The organism is Serratia sp. Sp408, from assembly GCF_057180665.1.
On record NZ_JBXUFT010000002.1, the window covers coordinates 84,481 to 103,771 of the forward strand.

Consider the following 19,291-nt stretch of genomic DNA (forward strand, 5'->3'; position numbering starts at 1 on the left):
TCCTGCGGTGGGCCCGGGTGCCCACCCTGCCCCCTGACGAAATTGAGCACTCGATCACATTAGCTGAATCGGGTTAGCAATCTTGTTTGCCATTGGTGCTCCACCTCGATTATCTTTCAGCCTGAAAAACCGGTTTAGCAATTTAGCAAACAATAATAATTAGCCTCCAGGATGATAGAACATCATGAAAAAATTACGCTATCTGGCTGTAACTACAGGGTTATTACTTGCTACCACCGCCCAGGCCGCCGGCAATGCCGCCAGCATCGAAGCGCGTCTCAACGCCCTTGAGCAGCGCCTGCAACAGGCAGAACAACGGGCGCAGAGTGCGGAAAGTCGCGCCACTGCGGCGGAACAGCGCGCACAACGGCTGGAACAGCGCACGCTCAACGCCGAACAGCAAACGGTACAGGTCGCACAGCGCACCGCCACGCTGGAAAGCAAGGCGCCGGCGGCCAGTAACCTGAAGCTGAACGACTTTGGCGAGCTGAAGCTGTACGGTGACGTAGAGTTCAACCTGGACGGCGCCAGCCGCAGCGGGCAGCTCACCTCGCTGAAAACCACCGATAACAAGGACTGGAAGCCGGGCAACAAGGAGCGTTGGGACATCAACGGCCGTATTCTGATCGGCCTGGACGGCTATCGCCGCAATCAGGACGGCAACTTCGCCGGCTTTAGCGTGCAGCCACTGGCCGACATGGAGGGCAAAATGAACCTCGACGACGCCGCGTTCTTCTTCGGCAACGAGAAGAACTGGCAGGCGAAAATCGGCCGTTTCGAAGCCTACGATATGTTCCCGCTCAACCAGGATACCTTTATCGAGTATTCCGGCAACACCGCCAATGACCTGTACGCCGACGGTTTCGGTTACATCTACATGATGAAGGAAGGCCGCGGCCGCAGCAGCAGCGGCGGCAACCTGATGCTGAGCAAATACGCCGGCAACTGGTACTTTGAACTGAACACGCTGGTAGAGGACGGCACCTCGCTGTTCCAGGACCAGAGCTATCACGGCAACGAGCTGGACAACAAAAAGAATGTCGCTTATCTGCGCCCGGTGGTGGCGTGGAAAAAAGATCGGTTCAGCGCCGCGCTGGCGATGGAAAGCAACGTGGTCAACAACGCCTACGGTTATCAGAACGATCGCGGTCAATGGGTCGATCAGTCAAAACGCAACGGCTACGGCATGACCCTGAGTTGGAACAGTCTGGCCGCCGATGCTGACAACGGTATCGTCGCCAACCTCAGCACCGCCTATCTGGACGCCTCGGGAGAACAGGACTTTTCCGCCGGTGCCAACGTGCTGTGGCGCCGTTTTGAACTGGGTTACATTTATGCGCACAACAATATCAAAGAATTCGCCACCGATGGCATGACGGCCAATATCGATAACCCGTTCAGCGAACCGGGTCGCTATGACATCCACACCGTACATGCGTCTTATCAAATTCCCAACATCATGAATATGAAGAATTTCAATTTGTATCTCGGGGCTTACGCCTCACTGCTGGAGGCCAACGCCGACAACAAAATCGCCAATAGCGATGACGATCAACGTTACGGCGTGCGCGCCAGATTCAAATACTTTTTCTGATCGACAATATGCCGCCTGCCGCCAGGGTTAACCCCGGCGGCATTGTGATTTAACAGGGAGAAAACATGGATATTACCGCAACCGCTCAGGCGCTGTTACCGCTGCTCGGGGGTAAGGAAAACATCGCCAGCGCGGCGCACTGTGCCACCCGTCTGCGACTGGTACTGCTGGACGACAGTAAGGTGGACAAGGCCGCCATCGGCAAGCTTGAGGGGGTGAAAGGCTGTTTCAGCAATGCCGGGCAAATTCAGGTGATATTCGGTACCGGACTGGTGAACAAGGTGCATGCCGAGTTTATCAAGGCCGCAGGCATCAGCGAATCCAGCAAGTCCGAAGCCGCGGATATCGCCGCGAAAAAGCTCAACCCGCTGCAACGTATCGCACGGCTGCTGTCGAACATCTTTGTGCCGATCATCCCGGCCATTGTCGCCTCCGGCCTGCTGATGGGACTGCTGGGCATGGTGAAAACCTATGGCTGGGTCGATGCCAGCAGCGCGTTGTTCGTGATGCTCGACATGTTCAGCTCGGCGGCGTTTATCATCCTGCCGATACTGATTGGCTTTACCGCCGCCCGCGAGTTCGGCGGTAATCCCTATCTCGGCGCGACGCTCGGCGGCATTCTCACCCACCCGGCGCTAACCAACGCCTGGGGTGTCGCCAGCGGTTTCCACACCATGGATTTCTTTGGCATGGAAATCGCCATGATTGGCTACCAGGGCACGGTCTTCCCGGTGCTGCTGGCAGTGTGGTTTATGAGCATGCTGGAAAAACAGCTGCGCAAGGTGATCCCGAACTCGCTGGATCTGATCCTGACCCCCTTCCTGACGGTGATCATTTCCGGTTTTGTCGCCATGCTGTTTATCGGTCCGGCCGGCCGAGTGCTCGGCGATGGCATTTCGCTGCTGCTCAGCACGCTGATTACCCACGCCGGCTGGCTGGCCGGCTTGCTGTTTGGTGGCCTGTATTCGGTGATTGTCATTACCGGCATTCACCACAGTTTCCATGCGATTGAGGCCGGCCTGCTGGGTAACCCGAACATTGGCGTCAACTTCCTGTTGCCGATCTGGTCGATGGCCAATATTGCTCAGGGCGGCGCCTGCCTGGCGGTATACTTCAAAACCCGCGACGCCAAAATCAAGGCCATCGCCGTGCCTTCCGGTTTTTCCGCCATGCTGGGCATCACCGAAGCGGCGCTGTTCGGCATCAATCTGCGCTTCGTCAAGCCGTTCCTCGCCGCGCTGGTCGGCGGCGCGCTCGGCGGCGCCTGGGTGGTGGCCAACCACGTCGGCATGAACGCCGTCGGTCTCACCGCCATCCCCGGCATGGCCATTGTGCAAGCCAGTTCGCTGTTAAGCTATGTTATTGGCCTGGTGATTGCCTTTGGCAGCGCGTTCCTGCTTTCGCTGTTGCTGAAGTACAAAACGGACGCTGAATAATGGATGCACTGAGTTTGATAAAGCAAACCGCGCTGGCGCTGATGAACGGCCAGCTGCGGGCGGCCGGCGATCCCCATCGCCCATGCTGGCATCTGGCGCCCAGCGTCGGGTTGCTCAACGATCCCAACGGCTTTATCCAGCACAACGGCCGTTACCATCTGTTTTATCAGTGGAACCCGCTGGCCTGCGACCACGGTCGCAAGTGCTGGGGACACTGGCAGTCCGACGATCTGCTCCACTGGCACCATCAGCCGGTGGCGCTGTTGCCCGGTGACGATTTTGACAGCCACGGTTGTTACTCGGGCTCCGCGGTGGTGGAAAATGACAAGATCACGCTGGTGTATACCGGCAACGTGAAATTCACCGACGGCTCGCGCACCGCCTATCAGTGCCTGGCGCAGGAAAATGCGTCAGGGGAATACGACAAGCTTGGCCCGGTGCTGCCGCTACCCGCCGGCTACAGCGGCCACGTGCGCGATCCGAAGGTATGGCGCCATCATCAGCAGTGGTACATGGTGCTCGGTGCGCGCGATCTGCACGACCAGGGCAAGGTGCTGCTGCTGCGCTCCGATGATTTACGCAGTTGGCAATTGCAGGGTGAAATCGCCGGCTCACGGTTGAACGGCATCGGCGATTTCGGCTACATGTGGGAATGCCCGGATCTGTTCCGCCTGGCAGACCGCGAGCTGCTGATTTGCTGTCCACAGGGTCTGGCGGCAGAGCCGGAACGCTATCTCAACGTTTATCAGGCCGGCTATCTGTGCGGCGAGCTGGATTATGCCACCGCACGCTTCAGCCACGGCGAGTTCCACGAGCTGGACGCCGGCTTTGAATTCTATGCGCCACAGACCACGCTGGCAGAAGACGGCCGACGCCTGCTGGTCGCCTGGATGGGGGTTCCGGAGCAGGACGAATCCTACCAGCCGACGGTACGCTACGGCTGGCTGCATACCATGACCTGTCTGCGCGAACTGACGCTGCACGCCGGCAGACTGTACCAGCAACCGGCGCGCGAACTGCAACAGCTGCGCGGCGCCGCCACCCGTTGGCAGGGGCCGGCGGCCGAAGCACCGCAGCTGGAGATCGACAGCGCCGAACTGCTGCTGCGGCCGCACGGCCCGTTCAGCGCCCGCTTCGGCGACGGCATGCAACTGAGCTGGGACGGCGAGCGGCTTTGCCTGAGCCGCCATAACCTGCGCAGCGGCGAGCCGGAGCAGCGCTACTGGCGCGGCGAGCTGCAACAGTTGCAACTGCTGTTCGACCGTTCCAGCGTTGAAATCTTTATCAATCAGGGTGAGGCGGTGATGAGTTCGCGTTACTTCCCCTGCCGCTCACCACGGCTATTTTTGAGTGGTGATGCGCCGTTGGCGCTGCAACACTGGCCGCTGAATGCCGTCATGATAGAATGAGGCATTCTGTCAAAACCATAGATGCCGTTAGTGAAAAAAAATAAACGCGTAACCATCACTGATATCGCCGCTCAGGCCGGTGTGTCGAAGTCGACCGCCAGCCTGGTACTCAACGGACGCAGCAAGGAATACCGCGTGTCCGATGAAACCCGCGACCGTATTCTGGCGCTGGCGAGCGAACTGCACTATCAGCCAAGCATTCACGCCCGCTCGCTGCGCTCCCATCGCAGCCATACCCTGGGATTGGTGGTGCCGGAAATGACCAACTACGGTTTTGCGGTGATCGCGCGCGAGCTGGAAACCCTGTGTCGCGAAGCCGGTTTGCAGTTGCTGATCGCCTGTTCGGACGAAAACCCCGCGCAGGAAATGATGGCGGTCAACAGCCTGGTCCAACGTCAGGTCGACGGGCTGATCGTTGCCTCCAGTCAGTTGAACGATGCCGAATACCAGAAGATCAACGCCAGTTTGCCCGTGGTGCAAATGGACCGGCTGATCAACGGCTCCACCCTGCCGCTGGTGATCACCGATTCTGTTGCCTCCACCGCGCAACTGGTGGAAACCGTCGCGCGTCAGCACCCGGACGAGTTTTATTTTCTTGGCGGCCAGCCGCGCATTTCTCCTACCCGCGATCGCCTGGCCGGCTTCCAACTGGGGCTGGAACGCGCCGGTATTGTCGACCAGCCGGAATGGATTATCCACGGCACCTATCACCCCAGTTCCGGTTACGAGATGTTCGCCGGTCTGTGCGCCCATCTGGGCCGTCCGCCGAAAGCGTTGTTTACCGCCGCCTGTGGGTTGCTGGAAGGGGTATTGCGTTACCTGACACAGCACCAATTGATCGACAGCGATATCCACCTGTGCAGCTTTGACGATCATTATCTGTTTGACTGCATGACGTTAAAAATCGACACCGTGGCGCAAGACTGTCGCGGCCTGGCACAGCACAGTTTTGAAATGGTGACCCAGCTGATTGACGAACGCCCGCTAGCGCAGAGCACGCTGTTTCTGCCGGGTAGCATCCACTGGCGCCACGCCGGCTCGCTGGCGCAGCTGGCCGGGCGCTGATAACCGCCGTAGGCTCACGGCGACCCCGTAATAAAAAAGGGCCGGACAGTTGCCTGTCCGACCCTGGTTGAAACCGGCGAAGTTACTTCGCGCCGCCTTCCATACCGACCAGTCCCACCTTCAGATAACCGGCATTGCGCAGCGTATCCATCACGCTCATCAAAGTGGCGTAGTCCACGCTTTTATCTGCCTGGAAGAAGATGGTGGTTTCCTTGTTGGCCTGGGTACGTTGATCGAGCACCGTGGTCAACTGTTCTGCGGTGACCGGCTGCTCGCCGACGTAAAGTTGCTTGTCCGCCTTCACCGACAGGAACACCGGTTTTTCCGGCCGCGGCTGCGGCTTGGCGGTCGACGCCGGCAGATCGACGCGAATATCTACCGTTGCCAGCGGCGCTGCCACCATAAAGATGATCAACAGCACCAGCATGACGTCGATAAACGGCGTCACGTTGATTTCATGCAGTTCGCCGCTGTCGTCTACATCATCGTTTAAGCGCATCGCCATAACTCACCCCACCCGCAGCTGATGTGCGTGTTGCGAGCGCTTGGCTTCTGCCGTGGCTGCCAGATCCAGATCGCGGCTCAGCAGTAGCAGTACCTGTGCCGCGACGTCGCCCACCTGCGCACGATGACCGCCGATCACGCGAGCAAAAATATTGTAAATCACCACCGCCGGAATGGCGGCGACCAGGCCCAGTGCGGTTGCCAGCAGCGCTTCCGCGATGCCCGGCGCGACCACTGCCAGATTGGTGGTTTGCGAGTGGGCAATGCCGATAAAGCTGTTCATGATGCCCCATACGGTGCCGAACAGACCAACAAACGGTGAAATGGCGCCAATGGTCGCCAGGAAACCGTTGCCCTTGCCCAGTTGGCGGCCATACGCCGCCACCCGGCGCTCAAAACGGAAGCCGGCGCGCTCTTTGATGCCGTTGTTGTCGTTGGATTCAGCCGACAGTTCCAGTTCGTTCTGTGCATCATTCAGCAGCGTGGCACTGATGCTGTCGTTCTGGAAGCTCTGCGCCATTTCCGTTGCTTCGTCCAACGAACGCGCTTCAGACAGCGCCTGATGTTCGCGACGCAGACGGCGTTTGGCACGCGTCAGTTCGCTACCTTTGGCGAACAGAATGGTCCAGGTGATAATCGACGCCAACACCAGGCCGATCATGACCGTCTTCACCACTACGTCCGCATGCTGATACATGCCCCAGACGGAAAGGTCCATGCCACGCGTTTCCGGCGGCTGCACGGTCGGTGCCGGGTTGACCGGGGTCACGTTATCCGGCGCTGACGCTGGCGCAGGGGCCGCGGCGGTAGAGACGCTGTCGGCAACGGCAGGATTAGTCGCCGGCGCTGCCTGTGCGCTGCCGGCCAAACCGACCACCAGCAACATCGACGCTACCACACCGCGCCCGAACGCGACGCCCCAATATCCCCGGCCTGCGCCGCGGGATGCTTGATTCATAGTCTTGCCAGCCGTTTTCACGCTGCGCCTCCAACCATTACCGATCAAAATTAAACGAGAATTCAGCGTGCGATCATATCAAACCAATCGCGGATTGATAGTAGTTATCATTATTATTTACTCAATAACGCACCCACGGACCAAAAAAGCCGTAACCCGCGCCAGCTGCAGCGGCAAGTGGCGGCGCTGTTTAACATTCATACGAATAAAACCCAACAATTCCGTCACCCCTTGCGCGTTTTTTTTAACCACATCACGAAAAGCCGCATGCAGGGAAAATGCACAGTGACGGCGATCAAGGATTTTTAAAACAGCTTTTCACTTATGTAGCAAATAGGTTTCAACTGTGTTTATCTTTTGTCATGGAAATGCGATGCACTGGCGCAACCCGCCCCCCTCCGCAATCGCTTTGCCATCGGGATGATTAAAAAACAAACGGTTATTGTCACCGCCCAACACTCGGGAGATTATCAGATGAAATTGCCTCACGCCTTATCAGGTCTGTGCCTTGCCCTGAGCGCGCTGTTGTGCAGCCAGAGCGCGCTGGCACAGCAAATCAAAGCCGCCGATGTTCACCCGGAAGGTTACCCCAACGTGGTCGCCGTGCAGCACATGGGCGAAAAGCTGAAGGCGGCAACCGACGGCCGTCTGGAGATGAAAACCTTTCCCGGTGGCATGCTGGGCGACGAAAAGCAGATGATCGAACAGGCGCAAATCGGCGCCATTGACCTGATCCGCGTCTCGATGGCACCGGTGGCGGCGATCCTGCCGGAAATCGATGTCTTTACCTTACCGTATATTTTCCGCAACGAAGATCATCTGCACAAGGTGCTGGACGGCGAAATCGGCAAAGAGATCGGCGACAAGATCACCAACAACCCCGCTTCCCGTCTGGTGTTCCTTGGCTGGATGGATTCAGGCACCCGCAACCTGATTACCAAGCAGCCGGTGGTGAAACCGGAAGATCTGAAAGGGATGAAAATCCGCGTGCAGGGCAGTCCGATTGCGCTGGCAACCCTGAAGGCGATGGGCGCCAACGCCGTCAGCATGGGCGTCAGCGAAGTCTTCAGCGGTATGCAGACCGGGGTAATCGACGGTGCGGAAAACAACCCGCCGACCTTTATTGCCCATAACTATATGCCGGTGGCGAAAAACTACACCCTCAGCGGCCATTTCATCATTCCCGAGCTGTTCCTCTATTCAAAAACCAAATGGGACAAACTGACGCCGGATGACCAGAAGCTGATCCTCAAACTGGCCAAGGAAGCGCAGGACGAGCAGCGTACCCTGTGGGCGGCGTATAACCAGCAAGCGCTGGAGAAGATGAAAGCCGGCGGCGTGCAGTTCCATGACATCGACCGCGACTATTACTACAAGGCGACACAGCCGGTGCGCGACCAATACGGCAAGTCGCACCAGGATCTGATCGACCGCATCAACGCGGTGCAATAACGCAATTGCGGGCGCGGTTAACCGCGCCCTTCCCTGTTCCGGCGGAGGTATCTCATGGCGCACGCTTATCACCAGGCAATGGATGTGCTGTACCGCGTTTCAATGTGGATCGCCGGCATTGCCCTGTTGGCGATGGTGACGGTGATCCCAATCGGCATCTTCAGCCGCTACGTACTGAACGAAGGTGCCGCCTGGCCAGAACCGATCGCCATTCTGTGTATGGTGACCTTTACCTTTATCGGCGCGGCGGTCAGTTACCGCGCCGGATCGCACATCGCCGTCAATATGCTGATCGACCGTCTGTCACCGGCGTTACAGAGTCTGTGCGCCCGGCTGGCGGATCTGCTGATGGTGGTGATTTGCCTGTTCATCATCTATTACGGCTACGCGCTGTGCAGTCAGCTATGGCTGCAGCCGGTCGCCGAGTTTCCGCTGCTGACCGCCGGCCAGGCCTATCTGCCGCTGCCGATCGGTTCAGCCGTTACCTTGCTGTTCGTGATTGAACGGCTGCTATTTGGCTCGCAGCACCACCGCCCGGTGGTCCTGCTCGGCAATACCTGACGGAGCTCGCCCGTGGACGCATTTATTCTGCTTTGTTCCCTCGCCGTGCTGTTGGCGGTCGGGGTGCCGGTGGCCTACGCCGTCGGCTTGAGCGCCATCGCCGGCGCGTTATGGATCGATCTGCCGCTGGAGGCGCTGATGATCCAGATGACCAACGGCGTGAACAAGTTTTCCCTGCTGGCGATCCCGTTCTTTATTCTTGCCGGTGCCATCATGGCGGAAGGTGGCATCGCACGGCGGCTGGTGAGCTTCGCCTATATCTTTGTCGGCTTCGTGCGCGGTGGCCTGTCGTTGGTAAACATAGTCGCCTCTACCTTTTTTGGCGCCATTTCCGGCTCGTCGGTGGCGGATACCGCGTCGATCGGCTCGGTGATGGTGCCGGAAATGGAGAAAAAGGGCTATCCGCGCGACTACGCCGCCTCGGTCACCGCCAGCGGTTCGGTCCAGGCCATCTTGATCCCGCCCAGTCACAACGCCGTGATTTATTCGCTGGCGGCCGGCGGTACGGTATCGATCGCCGCGCTGTTTGTCGCCGGCATTCTGCCGGGACTGTTGCTGTGCACATCGCTGATGGTAATGTGCGTCGGCTTTGCCCATAAGCGCGGCTACCCGAAAGGTGAGGCGATCCCGTTTCGCGAGGCGCTGAAAATCTGCCTCGACACGCTGTGGGGTCTGATGACGGTGGTGATCATCATGGGCGGCATCATGTCCGGCGTGTTCACCGCCACCGAGTCCGCCGCCATTGCCTGTCTGTGGTCGTTCTTCGTCACCATGTTCATCTACCGCGACTACAAATGGTCGGAGCTGCCCAACCTGATGTATCGCACCATCAAAACCGTCACCATCGTGATGATTCTGATCGGCTTTGCCGCCTGCTTTGGCGCGGTGATGACCTACATGCAGCTGCCGATGCGCATTACCGAGTTCTTTACCGCCATCTCGCAAAACAAGTACGTGATCCTGATGTGCATCAACGTGATGCTGCTGGTGCTCGGCACGCTGATGGACATGGCGCCGCTGATTCTGATCCTGACGCCGGTGCTGTTGCCGGTGACCAATGCGCTGGGCATCGATCCGGTACACTTCGGCATGATCATGATGGTCAATCTGGGCATCGGCCTGATCACGCCGCCGGTAGGGTCGGTGTTGTTCGTTGCCAGCGCAGTGAGCAAGCAGAAGATAGAAGCGGTAGTGAAGGCCATGATGCCATTCTACTGCGTGCTGTTTATGGTGCTGCTGTTGGTAACCTATATCCCCGCCATCTCACTGTGGCTGCCGCATCTGTTTGGTTTGATGGGCTGAGCAAGATATAGATGTAAAAACGTCTGGATGGCTAAGCGACGTCATGTTAACGTAGCAAACATTCTGCCAGTGAACAGCAATAGGGTGAGCCTGCATGACGTCCAAACATCTTGAAACCGCGTTGATCGGCGTTGGCCGCAGTAAACGCTATACCCAGGGAGCGGTTAACCCGGTCACGCAGCGTGCGTCTTCACTGGTGTTCGATTCCGTGGCGGCAAAACGGCAAGCTACCGCCCAGCGGGCGCATGGCGAACTGTTTTATGGCCGGCGCGGTACCCTGACCCACTTTGCACTGCAGGACGCGATGACCGAACTGGAAGGCGGCGCGGGCTGCGTGCTCTACCCGTGCGGTGCAGCGGCGGTGTCCAACGCTATCCTGTCGTTCGTCAGCGCCGGCGACCACGTGCTGGTGACCGGCTCGGTGTATGAACCGACGCAGGACTTCTGCACCCATATTCTCGGCCGCATGAATGTCGCCACCGGCTACTTCGATCCGCTGATCGGCGCCGGCATTGCCGAGCTGATCCAGCCCAATACCAAAGTGGTGTTTCTGGAGTCTCCCGGCTCCATCACCATGGAGGTGCAGGATATTCCTGCCATGGTCAAGGCCATTCGCGCCGTCAACCCGGAGATTGTCATCATGATCGACAACACCTGGGCGGCAGGGGTTCTGTTCAAGGCGCTGGAGTTCGACATCGATATCTCCATTCAGGCCGGCACCAAATACATCATCGGCCATTCCGACTATATGCTCGGCACCGCCGTTGCCAACGCCCGCTGTTGGGATCAACTGCGCGAGTATTCCTATTTGATGGGCCAGATGGTCGATGCCGATACCGCCTATATGGCCAGCCGCGGCTTGCGCACCCTGGCGGTGCGGCTAAAACAGCATGAACAAAATAGTATTGCGGTGGCGCAATGGCTGGCCGAACGCCCGGAAGTGGCGAGGGTAAATCACCCGGCGCTGCCGAGCTGCAAGGGCCATGCATTTTACCAACGTGATTTCAACGGCTGTAACGGCCTGTTTTCCTTTGTGTTGACGCAGCGGCTAAGCGAACAACAGTTGACCGATTATCTCGACAACTTCCGCCATTTCACCATGGCCTATTCCTGGGGCGGCTTTGAGTCGCTGATCCTGGCCAATCAGCCCGAAGAACTGGACGCTATTCGCCCGGCGGGCGGCGTTGATTTTGTCGGTACGCTGGTACGGGTGCATATCGGTCTGGAAAACGTACAGGATCTGATCGACGATCTGGCTGCCGGTTTTGCGCGTATCGCCAGCTGATTGCTGAGTCACGGCCATAACGCATCGCTAAAAGCGCCTTTTGGCACACATTTCTACCTCTGGTTTAATGTGCTGTGAAACCATTAGGGGTACACTATAGCCACCTTACGTGAAGCTGTTAGCGTGTTGGCCGCCTTACTTGCCGCCTGGCGGAGTAAGCGCCCCCGGGTCGCTCGGCCGCCGCCTTCCCGCACCTCCGTTGATTCTGGGCATATCGCTATTCGCTTTACCCCGCACCGGCGCAACAGGACATAGAATGGATGTATTGAGAGAGATTGTTCACGCGCTTTGGCAACAGGACTTTACGGCCTTGGCCGATCCCGGCGTGATCTGGGTGGTTTACGCAGTGCTTTTCACCACACTGTTTTTGGAAAATGGTTTACTCCCCGCCTCCTTCCTGCCCGGCGACAGCCTGCTGCTGCTGGCAGGTGCCCTGATTGCCAAGGGCGTCATGGCCTTCGTGCCGACCCTGCTTCTGCTGACGCTGGCCGCCAGCCTCGGCTGTTGGCTCAGCTACCTGCAGGGCCGCTGGCTCGGCCATACCGGTCTGGTGAAAAGCTGGCTGTTGCAACTGCCTGTGCAGTACCACCAGCGGGCGCATATGCTGTTTAACCGCCATGGCCTGATGGCGCTGCTGATCGGCCGATTTCTGGCGTTTGTGCGCACTTTGCTGCCCACCATCGCCGGCATCTCCGGTCTCAGCAATAGCCGTTTCCAGTTCTTCAACTGGCTGAGCGCGGTGATTTGGGTCGGTGCCGTGGTCAGCCTCGGCTATGCGTTCAGCCAAATCCCGCTGGTAAAACGCTACGAAGATCAGGTGATGGCCGGGTTGATGATCCTGCCGATCGTGCTGCTGGTGATTGGCCTGCTCGGCGCGATGCTGGTGATCTGGCGTAAAAAGCGCAGCGCCTCCTGAGCGCGGATAACGCCGTCTTTACAGCTGCGCCTCAATCAACGCCATGCTGGCGGGCAGTTTGTTCGCCAGCGCATCCACGGCCAGACGGACCTTTAACGGCAGATGCGGCGTGTGCGGCCACAGGGCATGCGCGTTGAACTCGGCACCCGGATACTGCTGCAACACCCGTACCAGTTCACCGCTGAGCAATTGATCGCGCACCAGCCAGCACGGTAACCAGCCGATGCCAAACCCCGCCATCGTCGCATCCGCCAGCGCTTGCAGATCGTCCATCACCAGCCGCGCCCGGGGCGCAATCAGCCGGGTTTCACCCTGTTCCAGCGGCACTTCCCAGTTGCGTATCGTGCCGGATCGCAGATAGGCCACCGCATCGTGCTGCGCCAGCGCGTCCAGCGTGGTCGGTTCGCCACAACGCGCCAGATAGGCCGGCGAGGCGCAAAACGCCATGTGGTGATTGCCCAGACGCCGGGCCACCAGCCGTGCGCTGTCCGGCAACGCGCCGTTGCGCACCACCAGATCAAAACCATCCTCGATCATGTCCACCAGTCGGTCGTTAAACGACAGCTCCAGTTCCAGCTGTGGGTGTTCACGGGCCAGTTCGGTCAGGATCGGCGCAATACACAGGCGACCAAACAGTACCGGCATCGATACTCTCAGCCGCCCGCTCACCTGCCGTTTGCCACTTTCCAGCAGCGTTTCCGCCGTGCGGATCTCCTCCAGCGCGCGCAGGCAACGTTCATAGAACAACGCACCGTCATCGGTCAGATTTTGGCTGCGGGTGGTGCGATGAAACAGCCGTACGCCAAGCCGCTGCTCCAGCCGGGCGATGGTTTTGCCCACCGCCGAACGTGACAGATGCAGCCGGCTGGCCGCCAGCGCAAAATTGCCGGCCTCCACGGCGGTGACAAACACCGAGATGCCATTCAACCGATCGCTCATAATTTGTAGCCAAAAAGGAAACAATAAAAAGAAATATTATCGCCACTAGCGAAATAGAATCAACGATAACATGGCCCGGTCTGTTTAATCACTGGGAGAAAACCATGGCGAACACCATGCAACGTTGGACCATGAACGCCGTCGGGCGAGAGAATCTGCAATTGGGTTACGGCGATATTCCGCAGCCAGCACCGCATCAGGTGCGGGTCAGGGTAAAGGCCATCGCGCTGAATTACCGCGACAAAATGGTGATTGAAGGCCAGATGCCGGTGAAGATGCCGCTGCCGTTCACTCCGGGGTCGGATATGGCCGGCGAGATTGACGCCGTGGGCGCCGAAGCCAGCCGCTTTCGCCTCGGCGATCGGGTCATTTCGAACTTTGCCCCCGGCTGGCTGGACGGCCAACCGCGCGGCAATGCCCGAACTCCACCCTATAACACCTTGGGCGGGTTTTATCAGGGCGTACTGGCGGAATATATCGTAGTAGATGAAGACTGGCTCAGCGCCGCACCGCATACGCTGGACGATGCCCAGGCCAGTACGCTACCGGTGGCCGGGCTCACCGCCTGGTTTGCGCTGATCGAACGCGGCCAGTTACGCGCCGGGCAAACGGTACTGGTGCAAGGCACCGGCGGCGTGGCGCTGTTCGCGCTGCAAATTGCCAAAGCGCATGGTGCGCAGGTTTACCTGACCTCCGCCAGCGAGCAGAAGCTGAATCAGGCCAAAGCGCTGGGCGCCGATTACGGCATCAACCGCCTGCAGGGCGACTGGGTGGAAACGCTGTATCAGATGACGCAGGATCGCGGCGTCGATCACGTCATCGACACCGTCGGCGGCAGCAACCTGGCCAACTCTCTGCGCGCAGTGGCGGTACACGGCCGCATTTCGGTCATCGGCGCACTGGAAGGGTTCGAGCTTGCCGGCTCGGCCGGTTTGCTGCTGCTGAAATCGCCGACGGTGCAAGGCATCGGCGTCGGCCACCGCCGCGCGCTGGAGGATTTGGTGCGCGCGGTGGATGCCAGTGGCCTGCAACCGGTGATCGAACAGCGCTACCGTTTCGATCGTTTGCCTGACGCGCTGGATCACCTCGATCGCGGCGCCTTCGGTAAAATCGTGCTTACCCTTCCATAAACGCAGCGCCGGTGCCACGCAGCCGGGCGAGCTCATCGCTCGGCGTTACGCCGAAGAAACGTTTGAATTCACGGCTAAATTGCGACGCGCTCTCATAACCGACGCGAATCGCGGCGGTGCTGGCCTTGAGTCCGTCGTGCACCATCAGCAGCCGCGCCTTGTGCAAGCGGTATGATTTGACGTACTGCAACGGCGAGGTATTGGTCACCGCCTTGAAATTATGATGAAACGCCGACACGCTCATGTTGACTTCGCTGGCCAGCGCCTCAACGTTCAGGCTTTCCGCATACTGGTTTTCAATCCGCCGTAACGCTCTGGCGATCTGGCTGAAGTGGGTATGCCGGTTGACCAGTTCCTGCAACGACGCGCCACAGCTGCCACGCAGCACGTAATACAGGATTTCGCGCACGATCTGCGGCCCCAAAACCCGCGCATCAAGTGGGCGTTCCATCACGTCCAGCAAACGCTCGGTGGCGCACAGCATCTCGTCGCCCAGCGGCGCGCAGTTGACGCCGTTGCTGTCGGCATACGGCTTCATCAGGTAATCATCGTCGCCGATGTCGATCAGCAGATCCTGCAGCATCTGGGTATCAATATTGACGGCCATCCCCACCAGCGGCTGTTGCGGGCTGGCAAAGGTTTCGCATTCAAACGGCAGCGGCACCGTCATCAGCAGATAGTTGCGCGGATCGTACTGGAACACCTTGCTGCCGCAATAACCGACCTTGTGTCCTTGAAAGATGATCACGATGCCCGGTTCATACATTACCGGCTGGCGCGGGCTGTGTTGGTCGACATACAGAATTTTTACTCGCGGCACCGGCGAGGGCGTATAGCCATTGCCGTTGGCAAAACGCGCGGCCTGTCGCGCCATGCGGCCGCGCAGTTCATTAATTTCGGACACGGAAACACCCTCTTACAGCCAGAACAATCCGGCATAAATAATAATATAAACCTATCCATTTCTATAGTCTTTCGTAGAAATAGGCAAGAACCAAACAGGAATGTGCATTGTGATGTTGCCCCAGGTTACTGACAATACGCTCCATGACTTTGACGCCCGCTGCCGCCGTTTGGGCTTTTAGGCAAGGCGTCGCCAACCGCGCAGGAGTGCCATGAACCCGACTCTAGAATTGCTAACCTCGCATCGCAGCGAACGCAGCTATCTCGATACGCCGATCGCCGATGAGGTGCTCGACAGCATTATCGCCGCCGCGCATCTGGCGCCGACCTCGGTGAACTCGCAACAGGTTTCACTGATCGTTACACGCAACGCCGAACAGCGTGCGCGCATCGCCGAGATGGCCGGCGGCCAGGCGTGGATCGCCAAGGCGCCGGTGTTCATCACCGTGGTGCTGGATATGCACAAAACCCGTCTTGGCATGGCAATAAGCGGCAAACAACAGCTGGCGCATCAAAGCGTTGAGAGCCTGATTTCCGGCAGCACCGACGTCGGCATCGCCCTCGGCGCGCTGATGACCGCCGCACGTTCGCACGGTCTGGGTATTGTGCCGATCGGCGGTATCCGCCGCGATCCGCAGGCGATGATCGATTTTCTGCAGTTGCCGGAGCTGACGTTTCCTGTCGCCGGCGTGGCCATCGGCTACGTCGACCAGCCGGCCGCGCAGAAACCCCGCCTGCCGCTGGCCAGCTTCCGTCACGAAGAGCGCTATCAACGTGAAACGCTGCCGGATGCCATCAAGGCCTACAACCAGACGCTGGTACAGCACTGGCAGCAGATCGGCCGCAGCGACGGCGATGACTGGGGCAACAATACCGCCAGCTATTACCAACATATTTATTTCCCGAATGTGCTTCCCGCCATTCGGCAACAAGGCTTCAAACTGGACAAATAACCTATGCAAAACTTTATTCTTCATACCCCGACTAAAATTCTGTTCGGTAAAGATCAAATTGCCGAACTGGGCCAGCAGATCCCGGCCGATGCGCGCATCCTGATCACCTACGGTGGTGGCAGCGTGAAGAAAAACGGCGTGCTGGATCAGGTCTATGCCGCACTGGCCGGCCGCAACGTGCAGGAATTTTCCGGCATTGAGCCCAACCCGACTTACGAAACGCTGATGAAAGCGGTAGACATCGTGCGCGCAGAAAACATCGATTTTCTGCTGGCGGTCGGCGGCGGTTCGGTGGTTGACGGCACCAAATTCATTGCCGCCGCGGCTGACTACAGCGCCGACCGCGACCCGTGGCACATTCTGCAAACCGTCGGCAGCGAAATCACCCAGGCGGTGCCAATGGGCTGCGTGCTCACCCTGCCGGCGACCGGTTCCGAGTCCAACAGCGGCGCGGTGATCACCCGTAAAAGCAGCGGCGACAAGCAGCACTTTTTCTCACCGCTGGTACAACCGCTGTTCGCGGTGCTCGATCCGGTGGTGACCTATTCGCTGCCAGCACGCCAGATCGCCAACGGCGTGGTCGACGCCTTCGTACATACCATTGAGCAGTACCTGACCTATCCGGTGGACGCCAAGGTTCAGGATCGCTTTGCCGAAGGTCTGCTGTTAACGCTGCTGGAAGACGGCCCGCGTGCGCTGGCCGAGCCAGAAAACTACGCGGTACGCGCCAACGTGATGTGGAGCGCCACCATGGCATTGAACGGTCTGATTGGCGCCGGCGTGCCGCAGGATTGGGCCACCCATATGCTGGGCCATGAGCTGACCGCCATGCACGGCCTCGACCATGCTCAAACGCTGGCGATCGTGTTGCCCGCGCTATTGGTGGAAAAGAAAGCGCAAAAACGCGAAAAACTGCTGCAATACGCCGAGCGCGTCTGGGGCCTGCGCGACGGTTCTGAAGAACAGCGTATCGATGCGGCAATCGCCGCCACCCGCGAATTCTTCGAAAAAATGGGCGTGCCGACCCGTATGGCGGACTATCAGCTTGACGGTAGCAGCATCCCGGCGCTGCTCGATAAGCTGCAACAGCACGGCATGACTGCCCTGGGTGAACATCAGGACATCACGCTGGCGGTCAGCGAGCGCATCTACCAGGCGGCACGTTAATCACAACCTGGTGATTTCCTGCTAGGCTTTAATTCCCGGCTCTTGACGATCGGAGCCGGCAATCAGGTCAAAAGGAGAAACGCATGACAACGCAACCCATCATCAAACTCCACGATGGTAATCTGATGCCGCAGTTGGGTCTCGGCGTTTGGCAGGCGAGCATTGAAGAGACAACCAACGCCGTGGCTGAAGCCCTGCGAGTGGGTTATCGCTCCATTGATACCGCTGCAATCTATAAAAACGAGGAAGGCGTCGGCAATGCGCTGCAGTCAGCCTCGATAGCCCGCAGCGACCTGTTCATCACCACCAAACTGTGGAACGACGATCAGGGCAATCCGCAGGCGGCGCTGGAAACCAGCCTGAAAAAGCTGAAATTGGACTACGTCGATCTGTATCTGATCCACTGGCCCCGGCCGTCACAGGATCAATACGTCGATGCCTGGCGCGACCTGATCGCACTGCGTGAGCAGGGGCTGGCGAAGAGCATCGGCGTGTGCAATTTCCACGTTGCGTATCTGCAACGCCTGCAGGACGAAACCGGCGTTATGCCGGTGATTAACCAAATCGAACTGCATCCGTTGCTGCAACAGCGTCAATTGCACGCCTGGAATGCCACCCATAAAATCGCCACTGAATCCTGGAGCCCATTGGCGCAGGGCGGCAAGGGCGTGTTTGACCAGCCGGTGATTAAAAAGCTGGCGGAAAAATACCAAAAGACCCCGGCGCAGATTGTCATACGCTGGCATCTGGACTGCGGTTTGATCGTCATTCCGAAATCCGTTACGCCAAGACGTATTCGCGAGAACTTCGAGGTGTTTGATTTTAAACTGGATAAAGACGAATTGAGTCAAATCGCCAAGCTGGACACCGGTCACCGTCTGGGGCCGAACCCGGAAACGCTGTAACTGCCGGCCCCGCCCTTCTTCCAGCCGGGAGCGGGCGGGATCCTGCCTTTTTGCGCAAGATATTTGCCTCTGCTGACGTTATGATGGCGCGATACTGCTGCGGTTTCCCGCACTGCGCGAACATTCATTACAGCACGGAGCACCATGAACTTCTCTATCTCCTCCCGTTCACATCTGGGCATTACCCTGGCCATGTTGATACTGGCCGGCTGTTCCAGCAAACCGCAGCACGTCAGCTACGACCGGCACGCGTTTGACGATGCCATCGAAGATGCCGCTGACGATTATGACGTTGACGCCAAACTGATTACTGCGATGATCCAGGTAGAATCGGGCTTTAACCCGCAAGCCGTCAGCCGCTCCAATGCGGTTGGGCTGATGCAGCTCAAGGCCTCCACCGCCGGTTGCGATGCCTATCGTTTCAAAGGGAAAAGCGGCTGTCCGGACGACGACGACCTGCTCGATCCAGAGACCAATATCGATCTGGGCGCTGCCTATCTGGCGTCGCTGCAACGTCAACTCAAGGGAATCGATGACCCGGTAACGCTGCGTTATGCCACCGAGGTCGCCTACGTCAACGGCGCAGGGGCGCTGCTGCGCACCTTCTCCAGCAACCGCAAACAGGCGGTGCGCATGATCAACAATCTGTCGCCGGAAGCCTTCCGCTGGCATGTAAGCCAGCATCACCCGTCGGCACAGGCGCCACGCTACCTGAACAAGGTAGAAGCGGCATATAGTCAGCTGTAAGCCCGATAAACACAGCGGGCACGGTGATTAGCCGTGCCCGCTGGAGATCGGTATGTCCATTTTAC

At 58.7% G+C, this 19,291-nt stretch carries 18 protein-coding genes; 14 read left to right on the plus strand and 4 right to left on the minus strand.

Annotated features, from left to right (window positions below; translation table 11 throughout):
- The first annotated feature begins 184 nt into the window (after positions 1 to 184).
- The 4 genes from AC2AXP_RS11200 (at position 185) to AC2AXP_RS11215 (ending at position 5,504) form a co-directional block, all read left to right on the plus strand.
- The gene (locus AC2AXP_RS11200; RefSeq protein WP_004958399.1) at positions 185 to 1,594 is read left to right on the plus strand and encodes a carbohydrate porin; all 1,410 of its coding nucleotides are present in this window, start codon (positions 185 to 187) and stop codon (positions 1,592 to 1,594) included.
- A 65-nt stretch (positions 1,595 to 1,659) separates the two neighbouring features.
- On the plus strand, positions 1,660 to 3,030 hold the full coding sequence (locus tag AC2AXP_RS11205; RefSeq protein ID WP_198773749.1) for a sucrose-specific PTS transporter subunit IIBC: 1,371 nt from the start codon (positions 1,660 to 1,662) through the stop codon (positions 3,028 to 3,030).
- The gene (locus AC2AXP_RS11210; RefSeq protein WP_004958391.1) at positions 3,030 to 4,439 is read left to right on the plus strand and encodes a sucrose-6-phosphate hydrolase; all 1,410 of its coding nucleotides are present in this window, start codon (positions 3,030 to 3,032) and stop codon (positions 4,437 to 4,439) included. The genes AC2AXP_RS11205 and AC2AXP_RS11210 overlap by 1 nt, the downstream gene beginning before the upstream one ends.
- A 21-nt stretch (positions 4,440 to 4,460) precedes the next feature.
- Positions 4,461 to 5,504 (plus strand): LacI family DNA-binding transcriptional regulator, encoded by a 1,044-nt coding sequence (locus AC2AXP_RS11215; RefSeq protein ID WP_088499796.1) that lies wholly within the window; start codon positions 4,461 to 4,463, stop codon positions 5,502 to 5,504.
- 82 nt (positions 5,505 to 5,586) lie between these two features.
- On the opposite strand, the gene exbD is transcribed toward AC2AXP_RS11215, so the two are convergent.
- Both exbD and exbB read right to left on the minus strand, forming a co-directional pair.
- The gene (exbD, locus tag AC2AXP_RS11220) at positions 5,587 to 6,009 is read right to left on the minus strand and encodes a TonB system transport protein ExbD (protein ID WP_004958384.1); all 423 of its coding nucleotides are present in this window, start codon (positions 6,007 to 6,009) and stop codon (positions 5,587 to 5,589) included.
- 3 nt (positions 6,010 to 6,012) lie between these two features.
- Positions 6,013 to 6,987 (minus strand): tol-pal system-associated acyl-CoA thioesterase, encoded by a 975-nt coding sequence (exbB, locus tag AC2AXP_RS11225; RefSeq protein WP_081445067.1) that lies wholly within the window; start codon positions 6,985 to 6,987, stop codon positions 6,013 to 6,015.
- A 453-nt stretch (positions 6,988 to 7,440) separates the two neighbouring features.
- On the opposite strand from exbB, the gene AC2AXP_RS11230 reads away from it, so the two are divergent.
- From AC2AXP_RS11230 to AC2AXP_RS11250, 5 genes are all read left to right on the plus strand, one after another.
- Complete coding sequence (locus AC2AXP_RS11230; protein WP_039992538.1) at positions 7,441 to 8,418, plus strand: TRAP transporter substrate-binding protein; 978 nt, start codon at positions 7,441 to 7,443, stop codon at positions 8,416 to 8,418.
- A gap of 54 nt (positions 8,419 to 8,472) precedes the next feature.
- A complete protein-coding gene (locus AC2AXP_RS11235) occupies positions 8,473 to 8,979 on the plus strand; it encodes a TRAP transporter small permease (RefSeq protein WP_198773748.1) in 507 nt (168 codons plus the stop codon).
- Between the two features lie 12 nt (positions 8,980 to 8,991).
- The gene (locus tag AC2AXP_RS11240; protein WP_004958372.1) at positions 8,992 to 10,281 is read left to right on the plus strand and encodes a TRAP transporter large permease; all 1,290 of its coding nucleotides are present in this window, start codon (positions 8,992 to 8,994) and stop codon (positions 10,279 to 10,281) included.
- A gap of 94 nt (positions 10,282 to 10,375) precedes the next feature.
- Positions 10,376 to 11,566 carry a cystathionine beta-lyase gene (gene metC, locus AC2AXP_RS11245; protein WP_004958370.1) on the plus strand — a complete coding sequence of 397 codons (1,191 nt, stop codon included), beginning with the start codon at positions 10,376 to 10,378 and terminating at the stop codon, positions 11,564 to 11,566.
- Positions 11,567 to 11,822: 256 nt separating this feature from the next.
- Positions 11,823 to 12,482 carry a DedA family protein gene (locus AC2AXP_RS11250; RefSeq protein ID WP_004958367.1) on the plus strand — a complete coding sequence of 220 codons (660 nt, stop codon included), beginning with the start codon at positions 11,823 to 11,825 and terminating at the stop codon, positions 12,480 to 12,482.
- Between the two features lie 18 nt (positions 12,483 to 12,500).
- On the opposite strand, the gene AC2AXP_RS11255 is transcribed toward AC2AXP_RS11250, so the two are convergent.
- Positions 12,501 to 13,421, minus strand: coding sequence for a LysR family transcriptional regulator (locus AC2AXP_RS11255; protein ID WP_273869192.1), 921 nt, complete (start codon positions 13,419 to 13,421; stop codon positions 12,501 to 12,503).
- A 104-nt stretch (positions 13,422 to 13,525) separates the two neighbouring features.
- On the opposite strand from AC2AXP_RS11255, the gene AC2AXP_RS11260 reads away from it, so the two are divergent.
- On the plus strand, positions 13,526 to 14,551 hold the full coding sequence (locus tag AC2AXP_RS11260) for a zinc-dependent alcohol dehydrogenase family protein (protein WP_004958363.1): 1,026 nt from the start codon (positions 13,526 to 13,528) through the stop codon (positions 14,549 to 14,551).
- Here the strand turns inward: AC2AXP_RS11260 and AC2AXP_RS11265 are convergent.
- The gene (locus AC2AXP_RS11265) at positions 14,538 to 15,455 is read right to left on the minus strand and encodes an AraC family transcriptional regulator (protein WP_273869195.1); all 918 of its coding nucleotides are present in this window, start codon (positions 15,453 to 15,455) and stop codon (positions 14,538 to 14,540) included. The two genes, AC2AXP_RS11260 and AC2AXP_RS11265, sit on opposite strands and share 14 nt — an antisense overlap.
- A gap of 211 nt (positions 15,456 to 15,666) precedes the next feature.
- On the opposite strand from AC2AXP_RS11265, the gene AC2AXP_RS11270 reads away from it, so the two are divergent.
- The 4 genes from AC2AXP_RS11270 (at position 15,667) to AC2AXP_RS11285 (ending at position 19,226) form a co-directional block, all read left to right on the plus strand.
- Positions 15,667 to 16,407, plus strand: coding sequence for an NADPH-dependent oxidoreductase (locus tag AC2AXP_RS11270; RefSeq protein ID WP_004958358.1), 741 nt, complete (start codon positions 15,667 to 15,669; stop codon positions 16,405 to 16,407).
- Between the two features lie 3 nt (positions 16,408 to 16,410).
- Positions 16,411 to 17,574: an alcohol dehydrogenase gene (gene yqhD / locus AC2AXP_RS11275; protein WP_004958356.1), complete on the plus strand. Its 1,164-nt coding sequence runs from the start codon at positions 16,411 to 16,413 to the stop codon at positions 17,572 to 17,574.
- Positions 17,575 to 17,657: 83 nt separating this feature from the next.
- Positions 17,658 to 18,479: a 2,5-didehydrogluconate reductase DkgA gene (gene dkgA / locus AC2AXP_RS11280; protein WP_198773745.1), complete on the plus strand. Its 822-nt coding sequence runs from the start codon at positions 17,658 to 17,660 to the stop codon at positions 18,477 to 18,479.
- 144 nt (positions 18,480 to 18,623) lie between these two features.
- The gene (locus AC2AXP_RS11285) at positions 18,624 to 19,226 is read left to right on the plus strand and encodes a transglycosylase SLT domain-containing protein (RefSeq protein ID WP_484381686.1); all 603 of its coding nucleotides are present in this window, start codon (positions 18,624 to 18,626) and stop codon (positions 19,224 to 19,226) included.
- Positions 19,227 to 19,291 lie beyond the last annotated feature (65 nt).